At 64.8% G+C, this 19,186-nt stretch carries 16 protein-coding genes; 10 read left to right on the top strand and 6 right to left on the bottom strand.

Features of this window, described 5'->3' with window-relative positions; genetic code table 11:
• Positions 1-5: 5 nt before the first annotated feature.
• On the bottom strand, positions 6-932 hold the full coding sequence (locus B4I46_RS18575; protein WP_043862106.1) for a LysR family transcriptional regulator ArgP: 927 nt from the start codon (positions 930-932) through the stop codon (positions 6-8).
• A gap of 122 nt (positions 933-1,054) precedes the next feature.
• Here B4I46_RS18575 and B4I46_RS18570 point away from each other — a divergent pair, with 122 nt between their 5' ends.
• The 9 genes from B4I46_RS18570 to B4I46_RS18530 all read left to right on the top strand — a co-directional run bounded on the left by B4I46_RS18570 (position 1,055) and on the right by B4I46_RS18530 (position 14,421).
• Positions 1,055-1,654 carry a LysE/ArgO family amino acid transporter gene (locus tag B4I46_RS18570; protein ID WP_043862105.1) on the top strand — a complete coding sequence of 200 codons (600 nt, stop codon included), beginning with the start codon at positions 1,055-1,057 and terminating at the stop codon, positions 1,652-1,654.
• 186 nt (positions 1,655-1,840) lie between these two features.
• Complete coding sequence (locus B4I46_RS18565) at positions 1,841-2,437, top strand: superoxide dismutase (RefSeq protein ID WP_054914821.1); 597 nt, start codon at positions 1,841-1,843, stop codon at positions 2,435-2,437.
• Between the two features lie 294 nt (positions 2,438-2,731).
• Complete coding sequence (locus B4I46_RS18560) at positions 2,732-4,783, top strand: putative bifunctional diguanylate cyclase/phosphodiesterase (RefSeq protein ID WP_054914822.1); 2,052 nt, start codon at positions 2,732-2,734, stop codon at positions 4,781-4,783.
• A gap of 144 nt (positions 4,784-4,927) precedes the next feature.
• Positions 4,928-6,259, top strand: a complete 1,332-nt coding sequence (locus tag B4I46_RS18555; protein WP_043862102.1) for an imelysin family protein — start codon at positions 4,928-4,930, stop codon at positions 6,257-6,259.
• A 168-nt stretch (positions 6,260-6,427) separates the two neighbouring features.
• Positions 6,428-7,855: a di-heme oxidoredictase family protein gene (locus B4I46_RS18550; RefSeq protein ID WP_043862101.1), complete on the top strand. Its 1,428-nt coding sequence runs from the start codon at positions 6,428-6,430 to the stop codon at positions 7,853-7,855.
• A gap of 14 nt (positions 7,856-7,869) precedes the next feature.
• On the top strand, positions 7,870-8,934 hold the full coding sequence (locus B4I46_RS18545; RefSeq protein ID WP_043862100.1) for an imelysin family protein: 1,065 nt from the start codon (positions 7,870-7,872) through the stop codon (positions 8,932-8,934).
• Positions 8,935-8,936: 2 nt separating this feature from the next.
• Positions 8,937-10,034: a DUF1513 domain-containing protein gene (locus tag B4I46_RS18540; protein ID WP_078479534.1), complete on the top strand. Its 1,098-nt coding sequence runs from the start codon at positions 8,937-8,939 to the stop codon at positions 10,032-10,034.
• Positions 10,035-10,208: 174 nt separating this feature from the next.
• Positions 10,209-11,360, top strand: coding sequence for an efflux RND transporter periplasmic adaptor subunit (locus tag B4I46_RS18535; RefSeq protein ID WP_286901282.1), 1,152 nt, complete (start codon positions 10,209-10,211; stop codon positions 11,358-11,360).
• 13 nt (positions 11,361-11,373) lie between these two features.
• Positions 11,374-14,421: a multidrug efflux RND transporter permease subunit gene (locus tag B4I46_RS18530; protein WP_123752842.1), complete on the top strand. Its 3,048-nt coding sequence runs from the start codon at positions 11,374-11,376 to the stop codon at positions 14,419-14,421.
• Between the two features lie 81 nt (positions 14,422-14,502).
• On the opposite strand, the gene B4I46_RS18525 is transcribed toward B4I46_RS18530, so the two are convergent.
• From B4I46_RS18525 to colR, 5 genes are all read right to left on the bottom strand, one after another.
• A complete protein-coding gene (locus B4I46_RS18525) occupies positions 14,503-14,730 on the bottom strand; it encodes a hypothetical protein (RefSeq protein ID WP_043862096.1) in 228 nt (75 codons plus the stop codon).
• Positions 14,727-15,440 (bottom strand): lipopolysaccharide kinase InaA family protein, encoded by a 714-nt coding sequence (locus B4I46_RS18520; protein WP_043862095.1) that lies wholly within the window; start codon positions 15,438-15,440, stop codon positions 14,727-14,729. The genes B4I46_RS18525 and B4I46_RS18520 overlap by 4 nt, the downstream gene beginning before the upstream one ends.
• A 4-nt stretch (positions 15,441-15,444) precedes the next feature.
• On the bottom strand, positions 15,445-16,125 hold the full coding sequence (locus B4I46_RS18515; protein WP_043862094.1) for a class I SAM-dependent methyltransferase: 681 nt from the start codon (positions 16,123-16,125) through the stop codon (positions 15,445-15,447).
• 97 nt (positions 16,126-16,222) lie between these two features.
• Positions 16,223-17,524: a sensor histidine kinase gene (locus B4I46_RS18510; protein ID WP_100633518.1), complete on the bottom strand. Its 1,302-nt coding sequence runs from the start codon at positions 17,522-17,524 to the stop codon at positions 16,223-16,225.
• Positions 17,514-18,197 (bottom strand): two-component system response regulator ColR, encoded by a 684-nt coding sequence (colR, locus tag B4I46_RS18505; protein WP_043862092.1) that lies wholly within the window; start codon positions 18,195-18,197, stop codon positions 17,514-17,516. Before colR ends, B4I46_RS18510 begins: the two co-directional genes overlap by 11 nt.
• Before the next feature lie 181 nt (positions 18,198-18,378).
• Here colR and B4I46_RS18500 point away from each other — a divergent pair, with 181 nt between their 5' ends.
• On the top strand, positions 18,379-19,134 hold the full coding sequence (locus B4I46_RS18500) for a phosphatase PAP2 family protein (RefSeq protein WP_043862091.1): 756 nt from the start codon (positions 18,379-18,381) through the stop codon (positions 19,132-19,134).
• The last annotated feature ends 52 nt before the right edge of the window (positions 19,135-19,186 follow it).

Raw genomic sequence — 19,186 nt, 5'->3', positions numbered from 1 at the left:
TCCGCCTACTTGTTTGCAGATGATGCAGACGCCGGCAAACCCGACCACGGCACCAACCAACTGCTGGCGCTGCGCCGCAGGTGGTCGGTGAGTTGGCCGAGCAATTGCCCGCCATTGCGCCAATGATGCCAGTACAGCGGCACATCGATCGGCTTATCCGCCAGAATTTCCACCAGCTGCCCGCTGGCCAGTTGCGCCTGGGCCTGCAATTCGGGCACCAGGCCCCAACCCACGCCGGCCTCGGTCATGCGCAGAAAGCCCTCCGAAGACGGGCACAGGTGATGCAGGAATGCACCATCGATACCCAGCGACACCAGGTAGCGGTGCTGCAGAAAATCGTCCGGGCCGAACACCACGGCCGGGGTGCGGGCCAGACGCGCCACCTCTACCCCCTGGGGAAAGTGGCGCGCCATGAAGTCGGGGCTGGCCAGCGCACGGTAGCGCATGGCGCCGAGCAGCTCGCTGCGCGCCCCGGCAACCGGTCGCTCGCTGGCGCACAGGCAGGCCGCCACTTCGCCGGCGCGCATGCGCTTGAGGCCCACCTCCTGGTCTTCCACCACCAGCTCCAGCAGCACCCGCTCCTGCGCACAGAACGCCCCGACCGCCGCCGCCCACCAGGTGGCCAGGCTGTCGGCGTTGAGCGCTACCCGCAGACGCTCGGGCTGGCCGCCATCGTCCAGCGCCGGCACCTGATGCTGCAGGTCGCGCTCGAGCAGGCGCACCTGCTGTACATGGTTGAGCAGGCGCTTGCCGATCTCGGTGGGCGCTGGCGGCGCGGCACGTACAAGCACCGGCTGGCCGACGCGCGCCTCCAGCAGCTTGATACGTTGCGAAATGGCCGATTGCGACAGCCCGAGCAACTGTGCGCCCCGCTCGAAACCGCCCTGCTCGATTACCGCCGCCAGGGCGGAAAGCAACTTGTAGTCGAACATCAGTTTCCCTAATGCCGGATGAGGTTTATTGGTTTTTCTTATACGCCCACTGCCCGCACAATAGCCAGCGATCCCCCCTGTATTTTCGGCAGCCCGTGTGGCTGCTTCGCGGAGCACCTCCCATGTGGCAAAGCTACCTCAACGGCCTGCTGGTCGCCTTCGGGCTGATCATGGCCATCGGCACCCAGAACGCCTTCGTGCTGGCGCAGAGCCTGCGCCGTGAGCACCACCTGCCGGTGGCGGCACTGTGCGTGTTCTGTGATGCGGTGCTGGTGGCGCTTGGCGTGTTCGGTCTGGCCACGGTGCTGGCGCAGAACCCGACCCTGCTGGCGGTCGCGCGCTGGGGTGGGGTGGTGTTTCTGCTGTGGTATGGCAGCAAGGCGCTGATCCGCGCCTGCTCCAGCCAGAGCCTGGAGCAGGGCGAGGGCCTGGGTCAGCGTTCGCGTCGCGCGGTGTTGCTCAGTGCCCTGGCGGTGACCCTGCTCAACCCCCACGTGTACCTGGATACCGTGTTGCTGATCGGCTCACTGGGTGCGCAGCAAAGCGTGCCGGGTGCCTACGTGGCGGGTGCGGCCAGTGCCTCGCTGCTGTGGTTCTTCACCCTGGCGCTGGGTGCGGCATGGTTGGCGCCGTGGCTGGCCCGGCCTGGCACCTGGCGCCTGCTGGACCTGATGGTGGCGGTGATGATGTTTGCGGTGGCGTTGCAACTGGCGCTGGGCTGACCCGTTCGTCAGGTGTCGGCAAAGGCTCTGGAACCTCTATTCCATACACTTGTTGCGTGGTTTAGGTCAGGGCCCGGTGCTATGATCCCGAATCTGCGTCGCAAAGAGTAAAAACTCGCCGATGCATTCCGGCCGCCCGTGATCGGCCTTGCGCTCACCGCAACAGACCTGATTAGGAGAATCACCATGGCTTTTGAATTGCCGCCGCTGCCTTACGCACACGATGCCCTGCAGCCGCACATTTCCAAGGAAACCCTGGAATACCACCACGACAAGCACCACAACACCTACGTCGTGAACCTGAACAACCTGGTGCCAGGCACCGAGTTCGAAGGCAAGACCCTGGAAGAGATCGTCAAGACTTCTTCGGGCGGTATCTTCAACAACGCCGCTCAGGTCTGGAACCACACCTTCTACTGGAACTGCCTGGCGCCAAACGCTGGTGGCCAGCCTACCGGTTCGCTGGCTGAAGCCATCAACGCCGCGTTCGGTTCGTTCGACAAGTTCAAGGAAGAGTTCACCAAGACGTCGGTTGGCACCTTCGGTTCCGGTTGGGGCTGGCTGGTCAAGAAAGCTGACGGCTCCCTGGCGCTGGCCAGCACCATCGGTGCCGGCAACCCGCTGACCAGCGGTGACACCCCGCTGCTGACCTGCGACGTGTGGGAGCATGCCTACTACATCGACTACCGTAACGTGCGTCCGAAGTATGTCGAGGCGTTCTGGAACCTGGTCAACTGGAAGTTCGTGGCTGAGCAGTTCGAAGGCAAGACCTTCACTGCATAAGTGCTGCTTCTGAAAAAACCCGGCTCAGGCCGGGTTTTTTTATGCCGAAAAAGCGGCAAAGAGCAAAACCCCACCCACCAACCTTTTTTAACCAATTTCACCAACACCCTCTCTTGCTGCCCCCCCATACCGCGCTAACATCAATCGTTGGGAAACTTGTCGTACATCGCTCAAGTCGCAAGGCCGGGCAACCGATACAGTGACCGCTGGATCATGAATCCTGCCAACGGCCGATAGTGGATTGCCACAGATGATGGCAAAATGATGCCATGCGCATGGATTAAGGAAACCCCATTGAAGCTGGAACTCAAAAACAGCTTGTCGGTCAAGTTGCTCAGAGTGGTCCTGCTCTCGGCACTGGCCGTGGGCGTGGTACTCAGCTGTGCGCAGATCGTCTTCGATGCCTACAAGACCCGCCAGGCTGTCGCCAACGACGCCCAGCGAATCCTCGACATGTTCCGCGACCCTTCCACCCAGGCCGTATACAGCCTGGACCGCGAAATGGGCATGCAGGTCATCGAGGGGCTGTTCCAGGATGAGTCCGTGCGCATGGCCTCCATCGGCCACCCCAACGAAACCATGCTGGCAGAAAAGTCGCGCCCTCTGCAGGAACTGCCGACCCGCTGGCTCACCGACCTGATCCTCGGCCAGGAACGCACCTACACCACCCAGCTCGTCGGCCGCGCGCCCTACAGCGAATACTACGGCGACCTGAGCATCACCCTCGATACCGGCGCCTACGGCCAGGGCTTCGTGGTCAATTCGGTGATCATCTTCATTGCCGGCGTGCTCCGCGCCCTGGCCATGGGGCTGGTGCTGTACCTGGTCTATCACTGGCTGCTGACCAAGCCACTGTCCAAGCTCATCGAGAACCTCACTCAGATCAACCCCGACCGCCCCAGCCAGCATCAGTTGCCGCTGCTCAAGGGCCACGAGAAGAACGAACTTGGTCTGTGGGTGAACACCGCCAACCAACTGCTGGCGTCCATCGAACGCAATACCCACCTGCGCCACGAGGCCGAGAACAGCCTGCTGCGCATGGCCCAGTACGACTTTCTCACCGGCCTGCCCAACCGCCAGCAACTGCAACAGCAACTGGACAAGATCCTGGTCGATGCCGGGCGCCTCCAGCGCCGGGTTGCGGTGCTGTGCGTAGGCCTGGACGACTTCAAGGGCATCAACGAACAATTCAGCTACCAGGCCGGCGACCAGTTGCTGCTGGCCCTGGCCGACCGCCTGCGTGCCCACAGCGGTCGCCTGGGTGCCCTCGCCCGCCTGGGCGGCGACCAGTTCGCGCTGGTGCAGGCCGACATCGAACAACCCTACGAGGCCGCCGAGCTGGCCCAGAGCATTCTCGATGACCTGGAAGCGCCATTCGCCCTGGACCATCAGGAGATCCGACTGCGCGCCACCATCGGCATCACCCTGTTCCCCGAAGACGGCGACAGCACCGAGAAGCTGCTGCAAAAGGCCGAACAGACCATGACCCTGGCCAAGAGCCGTTCGCGCAACCGCTATCAGTTCTACATCGCCAGCGTCGACAGCGAGATGCGCCGGCGCCGCGAGCTGGAAAAGGACCTGCGCGAAGCCCTGCCGCGCAATCAGCTGTACCTGGTTTACCAACCGCAGATCAGCTACCGCGACCACCGCGTGGTGGGCGTCGAGGCGCTGCTGCGCTGGCAGCACCCGGAGCTGGGCATGGTTCCGCCCGATCAGTTCATACCGCTGGCCGAACAGAACGGCAACATCATCGTGATCGGCGAATGGGTGCTCGACCAGGCCTGCCGGCAACTGCGCGAATGGCACGACCAGGGCTTCAGCGACCTGCGCATGGCAGTCAACCTGTCGACCGTGCAACTGCACCACAGCGAGCTGCCCCGGGTGGTCAACAACCTGCTGCAGATCTACCGCCTGCCGCCGCGCAGCCTGGAACTGGAAGTGACCGAGACCGGCCTGATGGAAGACATCAGCACTGCCGCCCAGCACCTGCTGAGCCTGCGCCGCTCCGGCGCGCTGATCGCGATCGACGACTTCGGCACCGGCTACTCCTCGCTCAGCTACCTCAAGTCGCTGCCGCTGGACAAGATCAAGATCGACAAGAGCTTCGTGCAGGACCTGCTCGACGATGACGACGACGCCACCATCGTTCGCGCGATCATCCAGCTGGGCAAGAGCCTGGGCATGCAGGTGATCGCCGAGGGCGTGGAAACCGCCGAGCAGGAAGCCTACATCATTGCCCAGGGCTGTCATGAAGGTCAGGGCTACCACTACAGCAAGCCGCTGCCGGCACGCGAGCTGACCGCCTTCCTCAAAGCAGCGCAACGCAACCAGGTATCGATTCTGTGAGTGACGCTGCCGCCAAGGGCAGCGTGAACAGCATTTGAATTTTTACGTGGCAACCTCTTTACAGAAAATGCATATCTTTCGCATTATGTTGCACCTTTGCGTGCGGCTGCACGCCTGTTCAACCTCTCGACGCAGGAATAGCCCATGATTCGTATGCCTCTGGCCACCGCCAGTCTGCTGGCCATTGCCATCTCCCTCGCCGGCTGCGGCGATGACAAGGACAAGGCCGCCGCACCACAGGCCGCCGCACCTGCTGCCGCCAGCACCACCCAGGCGTCCGGGGCCGTCGACGAAGCCGCCGCCCAGGCGGTGGTCAAGCACTACGCCGAGATGGTGTATGCCGTGTACAGCGACTCGCTGAGCACCGCCAAGACCCTGCAGACCGCAGTCGATGCCTTCCTTGCCAAGCCCGACGCCGACACCCTGGCCGCCGCCAGGACTGCCTGGGTAGCCGCCCGTGTACCGTACCTGCAGAGCGAAGTGTTCCGCTTCGGCAACACCATCATCGACGACTGGGAAGGTCAGGTGAACGCCTGGCCGCTGGACGAAGGCCTGATCGACTACGTCGACAAGAGCTATGAACACGCCCTGGGCAACCCGGCCGCCACCGCCAACATCATCGCCAACACCGAGATCCAGGTGGGCGAAGACAAGGTCGACGTCAAGGACCTGACCCCCGAGAAGCTGGCCAGCCTGAACGAGCTGGGCGGTTCGGAAGCCAACGTCGCCACCGGCTACCACGCCATCGAATTCCTGCTGTGGGGCCAGGACCTCAACGGCACCGGCCCGGGCGCCGGCAACCGCCCTGCCTCGGACTACCTGCAAGGCGAAGGCGCCACCGGCGGCCACAACGAGCGTCGTCGTGCCTACCTCAAGGCCGTGACCCAGCTGCTGGTCAACGACCTGGAAGAAATGGTCGGCAACTGGAAGCCGGCAGTGGCCGACAACTATCGCGCCACCCTGGAGGCAGAACCTGTCGCCAACGGCCTGCGCAAGATGCTGTTCGGCATGGGCAGCCTGTCGCTGGGCGAACTGGCGGGCGAGCGCATGAAGGTCTCGCTGGAAGCCAACTCGCCTGAGGACGAGCAGGACTGCTTCAGCGACAATACTCACTACTCGCACTTCTACGACGCCAAGGGTATCCGCAACGTCTACCTGGGCGAGTACACCCGCACCGACGGCACCAAGCTGAGCGGCCCGAGCCTGTCGTCGCTGGTGGCCAAGGTCGATCCGGCCACCGACAACACCCTGAAGGCCGATCTGGAAGCCACCGAGGCGAAGATCCAGGTGATGGTCGACCACGCCCTCAAGGGTGAGCACTACGACCAGTTGATCGCTGCCGACAACGCTGCGGGCAACCAGATCGTGCGTGACGCCATCGCCGCGCTGGTCAAGCAGACCGGTGCCATCGAACAGGCTGCGGGCAAACTGGGCATCACCGACCTGAACCCGGACACCGCTGACCACGAGTTCTGAGTGGTAGCGTGCTGAAACAGAGGCGGCCTTCGGGTCGCCTTTTTTGTGGGACCTCTTCGCTGGAAGCTGAAGCAGATTTCATCCAGCAAACGCAAATCCCTCTTATTCATATCCCCCGCGCCTGCTAAGCTTGCACGCCGGTTTTACGCTAGCCATTCAGGATTCTCGATGCCCGCTCCGCTTCACCGCGCCCTTCCCCTGCTACTGGCCCTGGCCCTGAGCGCCTGTGACGACGCCCCGCGTTTCACCAAGGCCGAACCTGGCGAGGCGCGTGCCGGTGGCAGCACCACCGTGAACAAGCGCGACCGCAACGCCTACTCCATGCCCTCGGCCAACCTCACCCCGAGCCAGCGCCTGGACTTCAGCGTGGGCAACAGCTTCTTCCGCAGCCCGTGGGTGATCGCCCCGTCCACCACCACCGCACGCGATGGCCTGGGCCCGCTGTTCAACACCAACGCCTGCCAGAACTGTCATATTCGCGACGGGCGCGGGCACCCGCCCGCAGAGGGCGCCAAAAACGCGGTATCGATGCTGGTGCGCCTGTCGATCCCCGACCAGCCCGAATACGCCAAGGTGATCGAGCAACTGGGCATCGTGCCCGAGCCGGTCTATGGCGGGCAGTTGCAGGACATGGCCGTGCCCGGCGTGGCCCCCGAGGGCAAGGTGCGGGTCAGCTACACCCCGGTGAACGTCACCTTCAAGGACGGCACCCAGGTCGAACTGCGCAAGCCGCAGCTGCAGATCACCCAGCTTGGCTACGGCCCGATGCACCCCGACACACGCTTCTCGGCACGCGTCGCGCCGCCGATGATCGGCCTGGGCCTGCTCGAGGCCATCCCTGATGAGGCCATCCTGGCCAACGCCGACCCCGAGGGGCGCAACGGCACCGGCATTCGTGGCCGGCCCAACCTGGTATGGGACGACGCCCAGGGCAAGCAGGTACTTGGCCGCTTCGGCTGGAAGGCCGGGCAACCCAACCTCAACCAGCAGAACGCCCATGCGTTCTCCAGCGACATGGGCCTGACCAGCAGCCTGGTGCCGCGCGACGACTGCACCCCGGCGCAGCTCGATTGCCTGGCCCAGCCCAATGGCAACGGCGCCGATGGCGAGCAGGAGGTCAGCGACAACATCCTGCGCCTGGTGCTGTTCTACACCCGCAACCTGGCGGTGCCGGTACGCAAGGACGTCGATTCGCCCCAGGTGCTGGCTGGCAAGAACCTGTTCTTCCAGGCCGGCTGCCAGGGCTGCCACACCCCCACATTCACCACCTCGGCCAATGCCGCCGAGCCGGAGCTGGCCAACCAGACCATCCGCCCCTACAGCGACCTGTTGCTGCACGACATGGGCCCGGGGCTGGCCGACAACCGCAGCGAATTCGCCGCCGGTGGCCAGGACTGGCGCACCGCGCCGCTGTGGGGCATCGGCCTGAACCAGACCGTCAGTGGCCATACCCAGTTTCTGCATGACGGGCGCGCCCGCAACCTGCTCGAGGCCGTGCTCTGGCACGGCGGCGAAGCCGAGCCTGCGCGCCAGCACGTCTTGACCTTCAATGCCGAGCAACGCGCCGCGTTGCTGGCGTTCCTGAACTCACTCTAGAGAAGGAGCCGGACATGTTCCGTCCCAAGCTGTTGTTCACCAGCCTCGCCGCCATCGCCCTGGGCGCCTGCTCGCCGCAGGACCCGCAGGCCGTGACCTCTGCCGCGATCGCCAAGCAGGTGATCCTGCCGACCTACAGCCGCTGGGTCGAAGCCGACCGCCAGCTGGCCGTCAGCGCCCTGGCCTTCTGCGAAGGCAAGGCCGACCTGGCCACCGCACGCGCCGACTTCCTGCACGCACAAAAAGCCTGGGCCGAGTTGCAACCGCTGCTGATCGGCCCGCTGGCCGAGGGCAACCGCGCCTGGCAGGTGCAGTTCTGGCCCGACAAGAAGAACCTGGTGGGCCGTCAGGTCGAGCAACTGGTCAACGGCGACAAGCCGGTGGATGCCGAGACCGTGGCCAAGTCCAGCGTCGTGGTGCGCGGCCTGTCGGCCTACGAGTACATCCTGTTCGACAGCAAGCCGGACGTCGCCACCGCCGAACAGAAGGCCCGTTATTGCCCGCTGCTGGTGGCCATCGGCGAACACCAGAAGAACCTCGCCGAAGAGATCCTCAAGGGCTGGAACAGCACCGACGGCATGCTGGCGCAGATGACCAAGTTCCCCAACCAGCGCTACGCCGACTCCCATGAGGCGATCGCCGACCTGCTGCGCGCCCAGGTCACCGCGCTGGACACCCTGAAGAAGAAGCTCGGCACGCCGATGGGGCGCCTGAGCAAGGGCATCCCGCAGCCGCTGCAGGCTGAAGCCTGGCGCAGCCACTCCTCGCTCAAGAGCCTGGAAGCCAGCCTGATCGCCGCCCAGACCGTGTGGGTCGGGGTCGACAACCAGGGCCTGCGCGGCCTGCTGGGCAAGGACCAGAAGGCCCTGGCCGACAAGATCGACGCGGCCTATGCTGATGCCCTCAAGCAACTGAAGGCGATCGACCGGCCCCTGGGCGAAATGCTCCAGGACGATGCCGGCCGCGAGCAACTGAACGCCTTCTACGACAGCCTGAACGTGGTTCACCGCCTGCATGAAGGTGAACTGGCCAAGGCGCTGAACATCCAGCTGGGCTTCAATGCCAACGACGGTGACTGATCATGTTGCGACGCCAGGCCCTCAAACTCGGTAGCGTGCTGCTCAGCGCCCTGACCCTGGGTGGCTGGACCCTGTGGCGCAGCAAGGGCCAGCAGCCGCTGCTGCTGTCGGCCCGTGACGATGCCGACGGCAAGCACTATGCCGTGGGCTATCGCCTGGACGGCACCCAGGTGTTCGCCACCCAGGTCGGCCTGCGCTGCCACGACATCATCAACCACCCCGAGCGGCCGATCGCGCTGTTCGTGGCGCGCCGCCCCGGCACCGAGAGCTATCTGATCGACCTGCGCGACGGGCGTCTGCTGCAGACCCTGGCCTCGCAGCCGAACCGGCACTTCTATGGCCACGCGGTGATCCACAAGGGCGGCGAATGGCTGTACGCCACCGAGAACGACACCACCGATCCGGGCCGTGGCGTGCTGGGTGTGTACCGCTTCGAAGGCGAACGCCTGGCCCATCATTCGGAAATCCCGACCCACGGCATCGGCCCGCACCAGGTGTCGTGGCTGCCTGACGGCGAGACCCTGGTGGTGGCCAATGGCGGTATCCGCACCGAAGCCGAGAGCCGGGTGGAGATGAACCTGGATGCGATGCAGCCCAGCCTGGTGCTGATGCAGCGCGACGGCACCCTGCTGAGCAAGGAAACCCTGAGCCAGCAGATGAACAGCGTGCGCCACCTGGCGATTGCCGACGACGGCACCGTGCTGGCGTGCCAGCAGTTCATGGGCGGCTCGGAAGAAACCGCCGAATTGCTGGCGATCAAGCGTCCGGGGCAGCCGTTCGTGGCCTTCCCGGTGCCGGAGCGCCAGTTGCAGTCCATGGCCCAGTACACCGCCAGCGTGGCGGTGCACAGCGAGCTGCGACTGGTGGCGATGACCGCGCCACGGGCCAACCGCCTGTTCATCTGGGACCTGGACAGTGCCGAGGTGAAGCTGGATGCGCCGATGCCGGACTGCGCGGGCGTGGGCGCAGTGGCCGATGGCTTTGTGGTGACCTCCGGGCAAGGGCGTTGCCGGCTGTACGACTGCCGCAAGGCAGCGCTGGTGGGGCAACCGCTGCAACTGCCTTCGGGGTTGTGGGACAACCATCTGCACCTGATCTGATATAGCAATCGCGGGTCAAGCCCGCTCCCACAGGGAACACCTGGAACCTTGTGGGAGCGGGCTTGACCCGCGATGACGTCGGTACAGACAACATAAAATATACCGAACCAGCACACCGCCCCCTGCGCCGCGACCGACTAGACTTGCGCAACAACGCTTCCAGGGAGCTGGTCCATGCTGCGCCGTCGCATGCTCATCATGCTGGGTATCGTCCTGCTGCTGGTGCTGGCCCTGGGCGGCTACAAGGGTTTGTCCATCTACCGCCAGATCCAGCAGTTCTCCGCGCCCAAGCCGCCGGTCAGCGTCGCCGCCGTCGAGGCGCGCGAGCAGCCCTGGCAAAGCCGCCTGCCCGCCGTGGGCAGCCTCAAGGCCCTGCAAGGGGTGGACCTGAGCCTGGAGATCGCCGGCACGGTCAAGGCCCTGCACTTCGAATCCGGCCAGCAGGTCAAGGCCGCGCAACTGCTGCTGCAGCTGGACAGCGACGTGGAGACGGCCCTGCTCGGCACCGCCCAGGCCGACCTCGGGCTGGCCCAGGTGGATTATCAGCGAGGCAGCCAGCTGGTCGGCAGCCAGGCCATCTCCAAGGGCGAATTCGACCGCCTGCGCGCCCAACTGCTGCGCAACCAGGCGGTAGTGGCGCAACTCAAGGCATCCCTGGCGAAAAAGAGCATCAACGCGCCGTTCACCGGCACCATCGGTATCCGCCAGGTCGACCTGGGCAGCTACCTGGCCAGCGGCACGGTGATCGCCACCCTGCAGGACCTGAGCAGCCTGTATGTCGACTTCTTCGTGCCGGAACAGGCGCTGCCCAACCTCAGCCTCGGCCAGCAGGCGCTGGTCTCGGTGGCCGCCTACCCGCATCGCAGCTTCACCGCCACCCTCAGCGCGATCAACCCCAAGGTCGACGACACCACCCGCAACCTGCAGGTGCGCGCCACCCTGGCCAACCCCGACGGCACGTTGCTGCCGGGCATGTTCGCCAGCCTGCAGGTGTTGCTGCCCAACCCGCGCAACGCGGTGGTGGTGCCGCAGAGCGCCGTCACCTACACCCTCTATGGCAACTCGGTGTATGTCGCCGTGCCGCAAAAGTCCGAAGACGGCAAGGTGCAGACCACGGCCGATGGCCAGCCGCAACTGATCGCCGAGCGGCGCTTCGTCGAGACCGGCGAGCGCCGCGACGGCCTGGTGGTGATCGCCAAGGGCCTCACGCCCGGCGAAACGGTGGTCACCGCCGGCCAGTTGAAGCTGACCCAGGGCGCTGCCGTCACCCTGAGCGCCGACAAGACCCTGCAAGCCGAACCGATCAGCCAGCCCGGCGCCGACTGACCAAGGAACCGCCATGGCCTTTACCGACCCGTTCATCCGTCGCCCGGTGCTGGCCAGCGTGGTCAGCCTGCTGATCGTGCTGCTGGGGTTCCAGGCCTGGAGCAAGCTGCCGATCCGCCAGTACCCGCAGATGGAAAACGCCCTGATCACGGTGACCACCGCCTACCCAGGGGCCAACGCCGAAACCATCCAGGGCTACATCACCCAGCCCCTGCAGCAGAGCCTGGCCAGTGCCGAAGGCATCGACTACATGACCTCGGTGAGCCGACAGAATTTTTCGGTGATTTCGATCTACGCGCGCATCGGCTCCGACAGCGACCGGCTGTTCACCGAGCTGCTGGCCAAGGCCAACGAGGTCAAGAACAAGCTACCCCAGGATGCCGAGGACCCGGTGCTGAGCAAGGAGGCCGCCGATGCCTCGGCGCTGATGTACATCAGCTTCTACAGCAAGGAGCTGAGCAACCCGCAGATCACCGACTACCTGTCGCGGGTGATCCAGCCCAAACTCGCTACCCTGCCCGGCATGGCCGAAGCCGAGATTCTCGGCAACCAGGTGTTCGCCATGCGCCTGTGGATCGACCCGGTGAAGCTGGCCGGCTACGGCCTGAGCGCCGGCGATGTGACCGCCGCGGTGCGCCGCTACAACTTCCTGTCCGCCGCCGGCGAGGTCAAGGGCCAGTACGTGGTCACCAGCATCAACGCCACCACCGAACTCAAGTCGGCCGAAGCCTTCGCCGCCATCCCGCTCAAGACCAAGGGCGACAGCCGCGTGCTGCTGGGCGATGTGGCACGGGTGGAGATGGGCGCGGAGAACTACGACACGGTCAGCTCGTTCGACGGCACGCCGTCGGTGTACATCGGCATCAAGGCCACCCCGGCCGCCAACCCGCTGGACGTGATCAAGGAGGTGCGCAAGCTGATGCCGGAGCTGGAAGCGCAGTTGCCGCCCAACCTCAAGGCCTCCATCGCCTATGACGCCACGCTGTTCATCCAGGCCTCCATCGACGAGGTGGTCAAGACCCTGGTCGAGGCGGTGCTGATCGTGATCGTGGTGGTGTTCCTGTTTCTCGGTGCGTTGCGTTCGGTGCTGATCCCGGTGATCACCATCCCGCTGTCGATGATCGGCGTGCTGTTCTTCATGCAATTGATGGGCTACTCGCTGAACCTGTTGACGCTGCTGGCGATGGTGCTGGCCATCGGCCTGGTGGTGGACGATGCGATCGTGGTGGTAGAGAACATCCACCGCCATATCGAGGAGGGCAAGACGCCGTTCGACGCCGCGCTGGAAGGCGCCCGGGAGATCGCCATGCCGGTGGTCTCGATGACCATCACCCTGGCGGCGGTGTACGCCCCCATCGGTTTCCTGGAGGGCCTCACCGGGGCCCTGTTCAAGGAGTTCGCCCTGACCCTGGCCGGGGCCGTGGTGATTTCCGGCATCGTCGCGCTGACCCTGTCGCCGATGATGTGTGCCCTGCTGCTGCGCCCGGAGCAGAACCCCAGCGGCCTGGCCCATCGCCTCGACCAGTTGTTCGAGCGGCTCAAGCGCCGCTACCAGACGCTTTTGCACGGCACCCTCGAGACCCGGCCGGTGGTGATCGTGTTCGCCCTGATCGTGCTGTGCCTGATCCCGGTGTTTCTGATGTTCAGCAAGAACGAGCTGGCCCCGGACGAAGACCAGGGCATCATCTTCATGATGGCCACCGCCCCGCAACCGGCCAACCTCGATTACCTGAACGCCTACACCGACGAGTTCATCACGATCTTCAAGTCATTCCCCGAGTACTACTCCTCGTTCCAGATCAACGGCTTCAACGGCGTGCAATCGGGCATCGGCGGCTTTCTGCTCAAGCCGTGGAACCAGCGCAGCCGCACCCAGATGGAGTTGCTGCCCGAGGTGCAGGCCAAGCTGGCGACCATCAGCGGCCTGCAGATCTTCGGCTTCAACCTGCCCTCCCTGCCGGGCACCGGCGAAGGCCTGCCATTCGCCTTCGTGATCAACACGCCGAATGACTACGTGTCGTTGCTGGAAGTGGCGCAGCGGGTCAAGGACCGCGCCCAGGCCTCGGGCAAGTTCGCCTTCCTGGACATCGACCTGGCATTCGACAAGCCGGAGGTGGTGGTGGATATCGACCGGGCCAAGGCGGCGCAGATGGGGGTGTCGATGGATGCCCTGGGCGGCACCCTGGCCACGCTGCTGGGCGAGGCCGAGATCAACCGCTTCACCATCGAGGGGCGCAGCTACAAGGTGATCGCCCAGGTCGAGCAGGCCTACCGCGACAACCCCGGCTGGCTGAACAACTACTACGTGAAGAACGAGCAGGGCCGGATGCTGCCCCTGTCGACCCTGATCAGCGTCAGCGACCGCGCGCGGCCGCGCCAGCTCAACCAGTTCCAGCAGCTGAACTCGGCGATCATCCAGGGCTTCCCGCTGGTGAGCATGGGCGAGGCCCTGGAGACGGTGCGCAGCATCGCCCAACAGGAGGCACCGGCAGGCTTCGCCTTCGACTACAGCGGGCAGGCACGTCAGTTCGTGCAGGAAGGCAGTGCGCTGTGGGTGACCTTCGGCCTGGCGCTGGCGATCATCTTTCTGGTGCTGGCGGCGCAGTTCGAGAGTTTCCGCGACCCGCTGGTGATCCTGGTGACGGTGCCCCTGTCGATCTGTGGAGCATTGATCCCGCTGTTTCTGGGGTGGTCGAGCATGAACATCTACACCCAGGTGGGGCTGGTGACGCTGATCGGGCTGATCAGCAAGCACGGCATCCTGATCGTCGAGTTCGCCAACCAGTTGCGCCTGCACAGGGGGCTGACTGCGCGGGATGCCGTAGAGGAAGCGGCAGCGATACGCCTGCGGCCGGTGCTGATGACCACGGCGGCGATGGTATTCGGCATGGTGCCGCTGATACTGGCGACGGGCGCCGGGGCGGTGAGTCGGTTCGACATCGGCATGGTGATCGCCACCGGGATGTCGGTGGGCACGCTGTTCACGTTGTTCGTGTTGCCGTGCGTGTACACGTTGCTGGCCAGGAAGGAAATGCCAAGTACGGCGCTCGAATCGAGTTGAACGCATCGCGGGTCAAGCCTGCTCCCGCAAGGATCACTGCAACCCTGTGGGAGCGGGCTTGACCCGCGCCGATACACTTCATCACCCGTTGGAGCGCAGCCCCCGGCTCATGCCGAACAGGAACAACAGCAGATCATGGTCCGGTTGCGCCGTGACGACCGGCTTGGCCGTCCGCGGCAGCGGGCACTGCGCGCCCAGGTCGATGGAACTGAGCACCTGCGGACGCGGCTCCTCCCACGCGGCGAAAGCCACCGAAGCCACCGCCAACGCCACAAGCAGAAACAAACCTCGTGCTATTTCTAGTTTCATTGCTCTAAACCTTTGACAGCGCTGCCAAACGCCACTTCGTAAAAGTAGAGCAACTTCTTCCAGTCCGCATCGTTCCACGACGAATGGCGGCGCAGTTGCTTCAGGTCATTGGCGGCCGCACGCTGGCAGCTGATGCGCCGGCGGCACTTCTCCAGGTCCAGCAAGGCGACCTCGGCACGCGCATCCGCGCCCTCTCCGGTCACCTTCACGAAAATATGCTTGCTGTACAGGCAGCCATGCTGCCAGTGCCCGCGGTGCATGCGCGCCAGGTTGCCGGCCAGGTCCTCGAGCACCCGGTCGTGCAGCGCCTCGCCGTGCTGCTCGCGCCCGCCGCCGGCGTACCACAGGTCGATCTCCTCGAAACCGTCCAGCGCCTCGCTGACCAGCAGCGCCCGCCACTGGTGCTGGGCATCGCGCTCCACGCCGCAATAGACGATATGCGGCACCCGCACGCCCAACTGCTCGAAACTGCTCAGGGCAGCGAACTCACGCAATACCGTGGGGCGACCGAAGGGGTGCAGCAGGCTGCGGTAGATATGCCCGACCTGGCGCTTGGCATACAGCAGATGGCCCGTCTCATCGCTCAGGCGCTGCACGCCGCTTTCGCCGCCACGCCGCTGGTTGGGTGCCTCCACCCATTCGCCCTGGCGCTGCCAGAAGTAATCGAATTGATCCGAGACCGCCGTACCGCCCGTTCCTTCCACAGCCATTCCTTCACCCCTTGCGCAATACGTAAACTCGCCACATCGCATAGAACGGCAAAAAGTCCATTCGTTCCTGAATACGGAAACCTGCGGCCTCGAACTCCTGTTCAACCGTAGCAGCTGGTAACACAAAACGGTTCTGGTAACTGCCATCGGCCTGCCCGTTGTTACGGCGTGCTTCCAGGCGTTTACGCCGCCAGGCCTTGATGTTGCCGTCCACCCACAACGAGATGATCACGCTGTCGCGGCTAACCCGTTGAAACTCCGAAAGAATCGCCTTGCGATGGGCCGCTTCGCCAATGTGGTGGAACAGCCGCATGCAGAAAATGCTGTCTACCGCGTTGTCTGGCAGATCGATGGCGAAGGCTGATGTCTGCAAGGGCCGTACCCGTTTGACCACTTCTGCCGGTTGCGACCCGCAGGCGATCTGCAGCATGGCGGCGGAATTGTCGGCGCCGATGATCACGCGGTTGGCCTTTTCGGCCAGCAGCGGCCAGAAACGGCCGGCACCGCTGGGCAGGTCCAGCACCAGGCCAGGCTCGCCGGCCAGCGCCAGGGCACGCCGGGCCAATTGCTCGTCACGCTGGTGGGACAAGCGGCGGGCAATGCCGTCCTGGTGCTTGTGCAGGTACTGTTGAGCGTGCTGCTCGTCGTACTTTTCGGAAAACTTGAGCTTGATGGGACTGCGCATGGTGCATCTCCTGACTCCAATGCCGCCTACCTTAAGCAGGGCGACGTTGGCGTCAGGTCATGCGAACGTGAAAAAAATGTCAGGTTGCGTCGGTAAGTTACAAGGTGTTTCCGGGGGCCTGCGACCCGGCCGTGCCCAATTTCACATGGAACCGGCAACCATGGGGTTCGGCGGCGCTCAGGCTGACGCTCCAGCCCTGGTCCTCGCAGATCCGCTGCACCAGCGACAGGCCCAGCCCGAGCCCTTCCCCGCGTTTTTCGCCGCCGCGCACGAACGGCTGGAACATGGCCTCGCGATGCTCCTCGGGAATCCCCACGCCGCTGTCCTCGACGGTGAAGCCATCGGGCTCCAGGGTGAGGCGGATGTACCCCTGGTCGGTGTAGTGCGCCGCATTGCGCAGCAGGTTGCCCATCACCGATTGCAGGAACGTGGCGTTGTACAGGGTCGGCAGCGCGCCGGTGTCGTGGTAGGTGAGGGTCAGCCCCTTCTGCTCGATGGTGTCGCGCCAGACGCCGATCAGTTCGTTGCCCACCTCGCGCAGGCTTGCCCGCGAAGCGACGGCACCCTCGTCGCGCTGGGCGCGGGCGAGCATGAGGAAGGTCTGCACCAGCTCGCGCATTTCTTCGGTGGCCCGCGAAATGCGTTCGACCTGGGCGCGGGCGCGATTGTCGATGGCCGGGTTCTCCAGCAGCAGCTCGCACGAGCTGGCCAGCACCATCAGGGGCGTGCGCAGCTCATGGCTGACATCGCTGGTGAACAGCCGCTCGCGGGTCAGTGCATCGCGCAGGCGCCCCAGGGTGGCGTCGAAGGCCACCGCCAGTTGCCCCACTTCGTCGGCCGCGTAGTCCGGCGCCAGGGGCGGCGCCAGGCCCAGCAACTGGTCGCGGTGGCGCACCTGGCGCGCCAGCCGGATCACCGGGGCCATCACCCGCCGTGCCAGCACCCACCCGAGGAATACCGCCAGTGCCAGGCTGAGCACGAAGCCCACCACCACCACGGCGAACAGCACGCGCTCGCGTTCTTCGAAATCGCTCTGGTCCTGCAGCAGCACGTAGTGCCGCCCGTCCACCACCTCGACCATGGCGTGGTACGACAGGTGCTCGCGAAACACTTCGTGAAACCCCGGGGTGAGGTGGCGCAGGTCCTTGGGCAGGTCGAAGTCGTCGCGCCCGCCACTGTAGTAGAACAACTGGTCGGGCCGCGGGCGGTGGCTCCACTCCGATACGCTGTCCATCAGCAGCATGCGCTTGAGGTCGCCCCCCAGTACCGAGGAAATCAGGCGCTCTTCCACCAGGTGCACGGTGGCCACGATGCCGAAGGCGAAGGCCCCGGCCACCAGCGCGCTCATCAGCGCGAAGGCGATGATGATGCGCTGGGCAAGGCTTTGCTTAAACTCCATCACGACCCTCGGCCAGTCGATAGCCAACACCGTGCACGGTATGCAGCAGGGGCTTGTCGAATGGCTTGTCGATCACCTGGCGCAACTGGTGGACGTGGCTGCGCAGGCTGTCGCTGTCGGGGCAGTCGTCGCCCCACAGGGCTTCTTCCAGTACCTCGCGGCGCAGCACGTGGGGGCTCTTCTGCATCAGCACTGCAAGCAGCTTGAGGCCGACCGGGTTGAGCTTGAGGAACTTGCCCTGGCGGGTGACCTCCAGGGTGTCGAGGTCGTAGCTGAGGTCGCCGACGTTCAGGCTGCGCCGGCCACCGCCCTGGGCCCGGCGCAGCACCGCTTCGATGCGCGCGGCCAGTTCCGACAGGGCGAACGGCTTGAGCAGGTAGTCGTCGGCGCCGGAGCGAAAGCCCTGCAGGCGGTCGTCGAGCTGGTCGCGGGCGGTCAGCATGATCACCGGGGTATCGCGCCGGGCATCCTCGCGCAGGCGCTTGCACAGCGTGTAGCCGTCGATGCCGGGCAGCATGATGTCGAGCACGATCAGGTCGTAGTGCTCGGTGGCAGCCAGGTGCAGGCCCGACAGGCCGTCCTGGGCGCAGTCGACGGTGTAGCCCTTGAGGCCCAGGTAATCGGCCAGGTTGGCCAGGATATCGCGGTTGTCTTCAACCAGTAGAATTCGCATCGGTACCTCTCCCCCGTCCTCGTTTGCCTGCTTGGCAGGCGCAGCTTAAGGCCATCGTCCAGGCCCCGCCAGCGCCGCATGGATTTAATCGCAACTGACATTTTTTTCACCCCAGCTTCACACATAGCGTAGGCGCGCCGGCACACAATCGGCAGTTTCCATTGCCTGCCTGGACCCTGCCATGCCTGCCATTCCCCCTTTGCCCGCGTCCCGCCCGCTGAACCTGTGGATTGCCCTGGGCATTCCGCTGCTGACCGCCGTGTGCCTGATCCTGCTGGAGCTGACCGACCTGGACATGGCCCTGGCCAACCTCGCGTTCGACCCGCAGGCGGGCCAGTTCATCGGTCGTCACAGCTATTTTCTCGAAGACATCCTGCATGACCGCGCCAAGGAGCTGGTGATCCTGTTCGCGGTGCTGGCCATCGTCGGCTTTGCCGCCAGCTTTGTGCTGCAGCGTCTCAAGAGCTGGCGCCGGGAACTGGGTTGCCTGGTGCTGGCGATGGGCCTGTCGACCGGCTTCGTGACGCCGCTCAAGGCCGCGACGGCGGTGCAGTGCCCCTGGAGCCTGAGCGAATTCGGCGGCCAGGAAACCTACAGCAAGTTGTTAGAGGCCCGCCCCGCCACCGACAAGCCAGGGCGCTGCTGGCCGGGCGGGCATGCGGCCACGGGGTTTACCCTGTTTGCGCTGTTTTTTGTCCTGCGTGATCGCAAGCCACGCCTGGCCAAGGCCGCGCTGGTGTTCGCCTTTGGCCTGGGGGTGGTGTTTTCGGTGGGCAGGATGCTGCAGGGCGCCCACTTCTTTTCGCACAATGTGTGGACCGCAGTGTTCTGCTGGCTGATCGGGTTGGGGTGCTACTGGCTGGTGTTGTATCGCAAGCCGTCACTGGCCGCTTCGCCAGCCAGGCTGGCACCTACAGGGTTCGCTGAACGTCTGTAGGAGCCAGCTTTGCTGGCGAAGGGTTTCTGCCAGACATAAAAAAGCCCCGCAC

This window comes from Pseudomonas sp. UBA7500, from assembly GCF_002478435.1.
In the GTDB taxonomy this organism is placed as follows: Bacteria; Pseudomonadota; Gammaproteobacteria; order Pseudomonadales; family Pseudomonadaceae; genus Aquipseudomonas; species Aquipseudomonas palmensis.
Note: the sequence above shows the minus strand (reverse complement) of the source record. Positions and strands in the feature narration are given on the sequence as shown.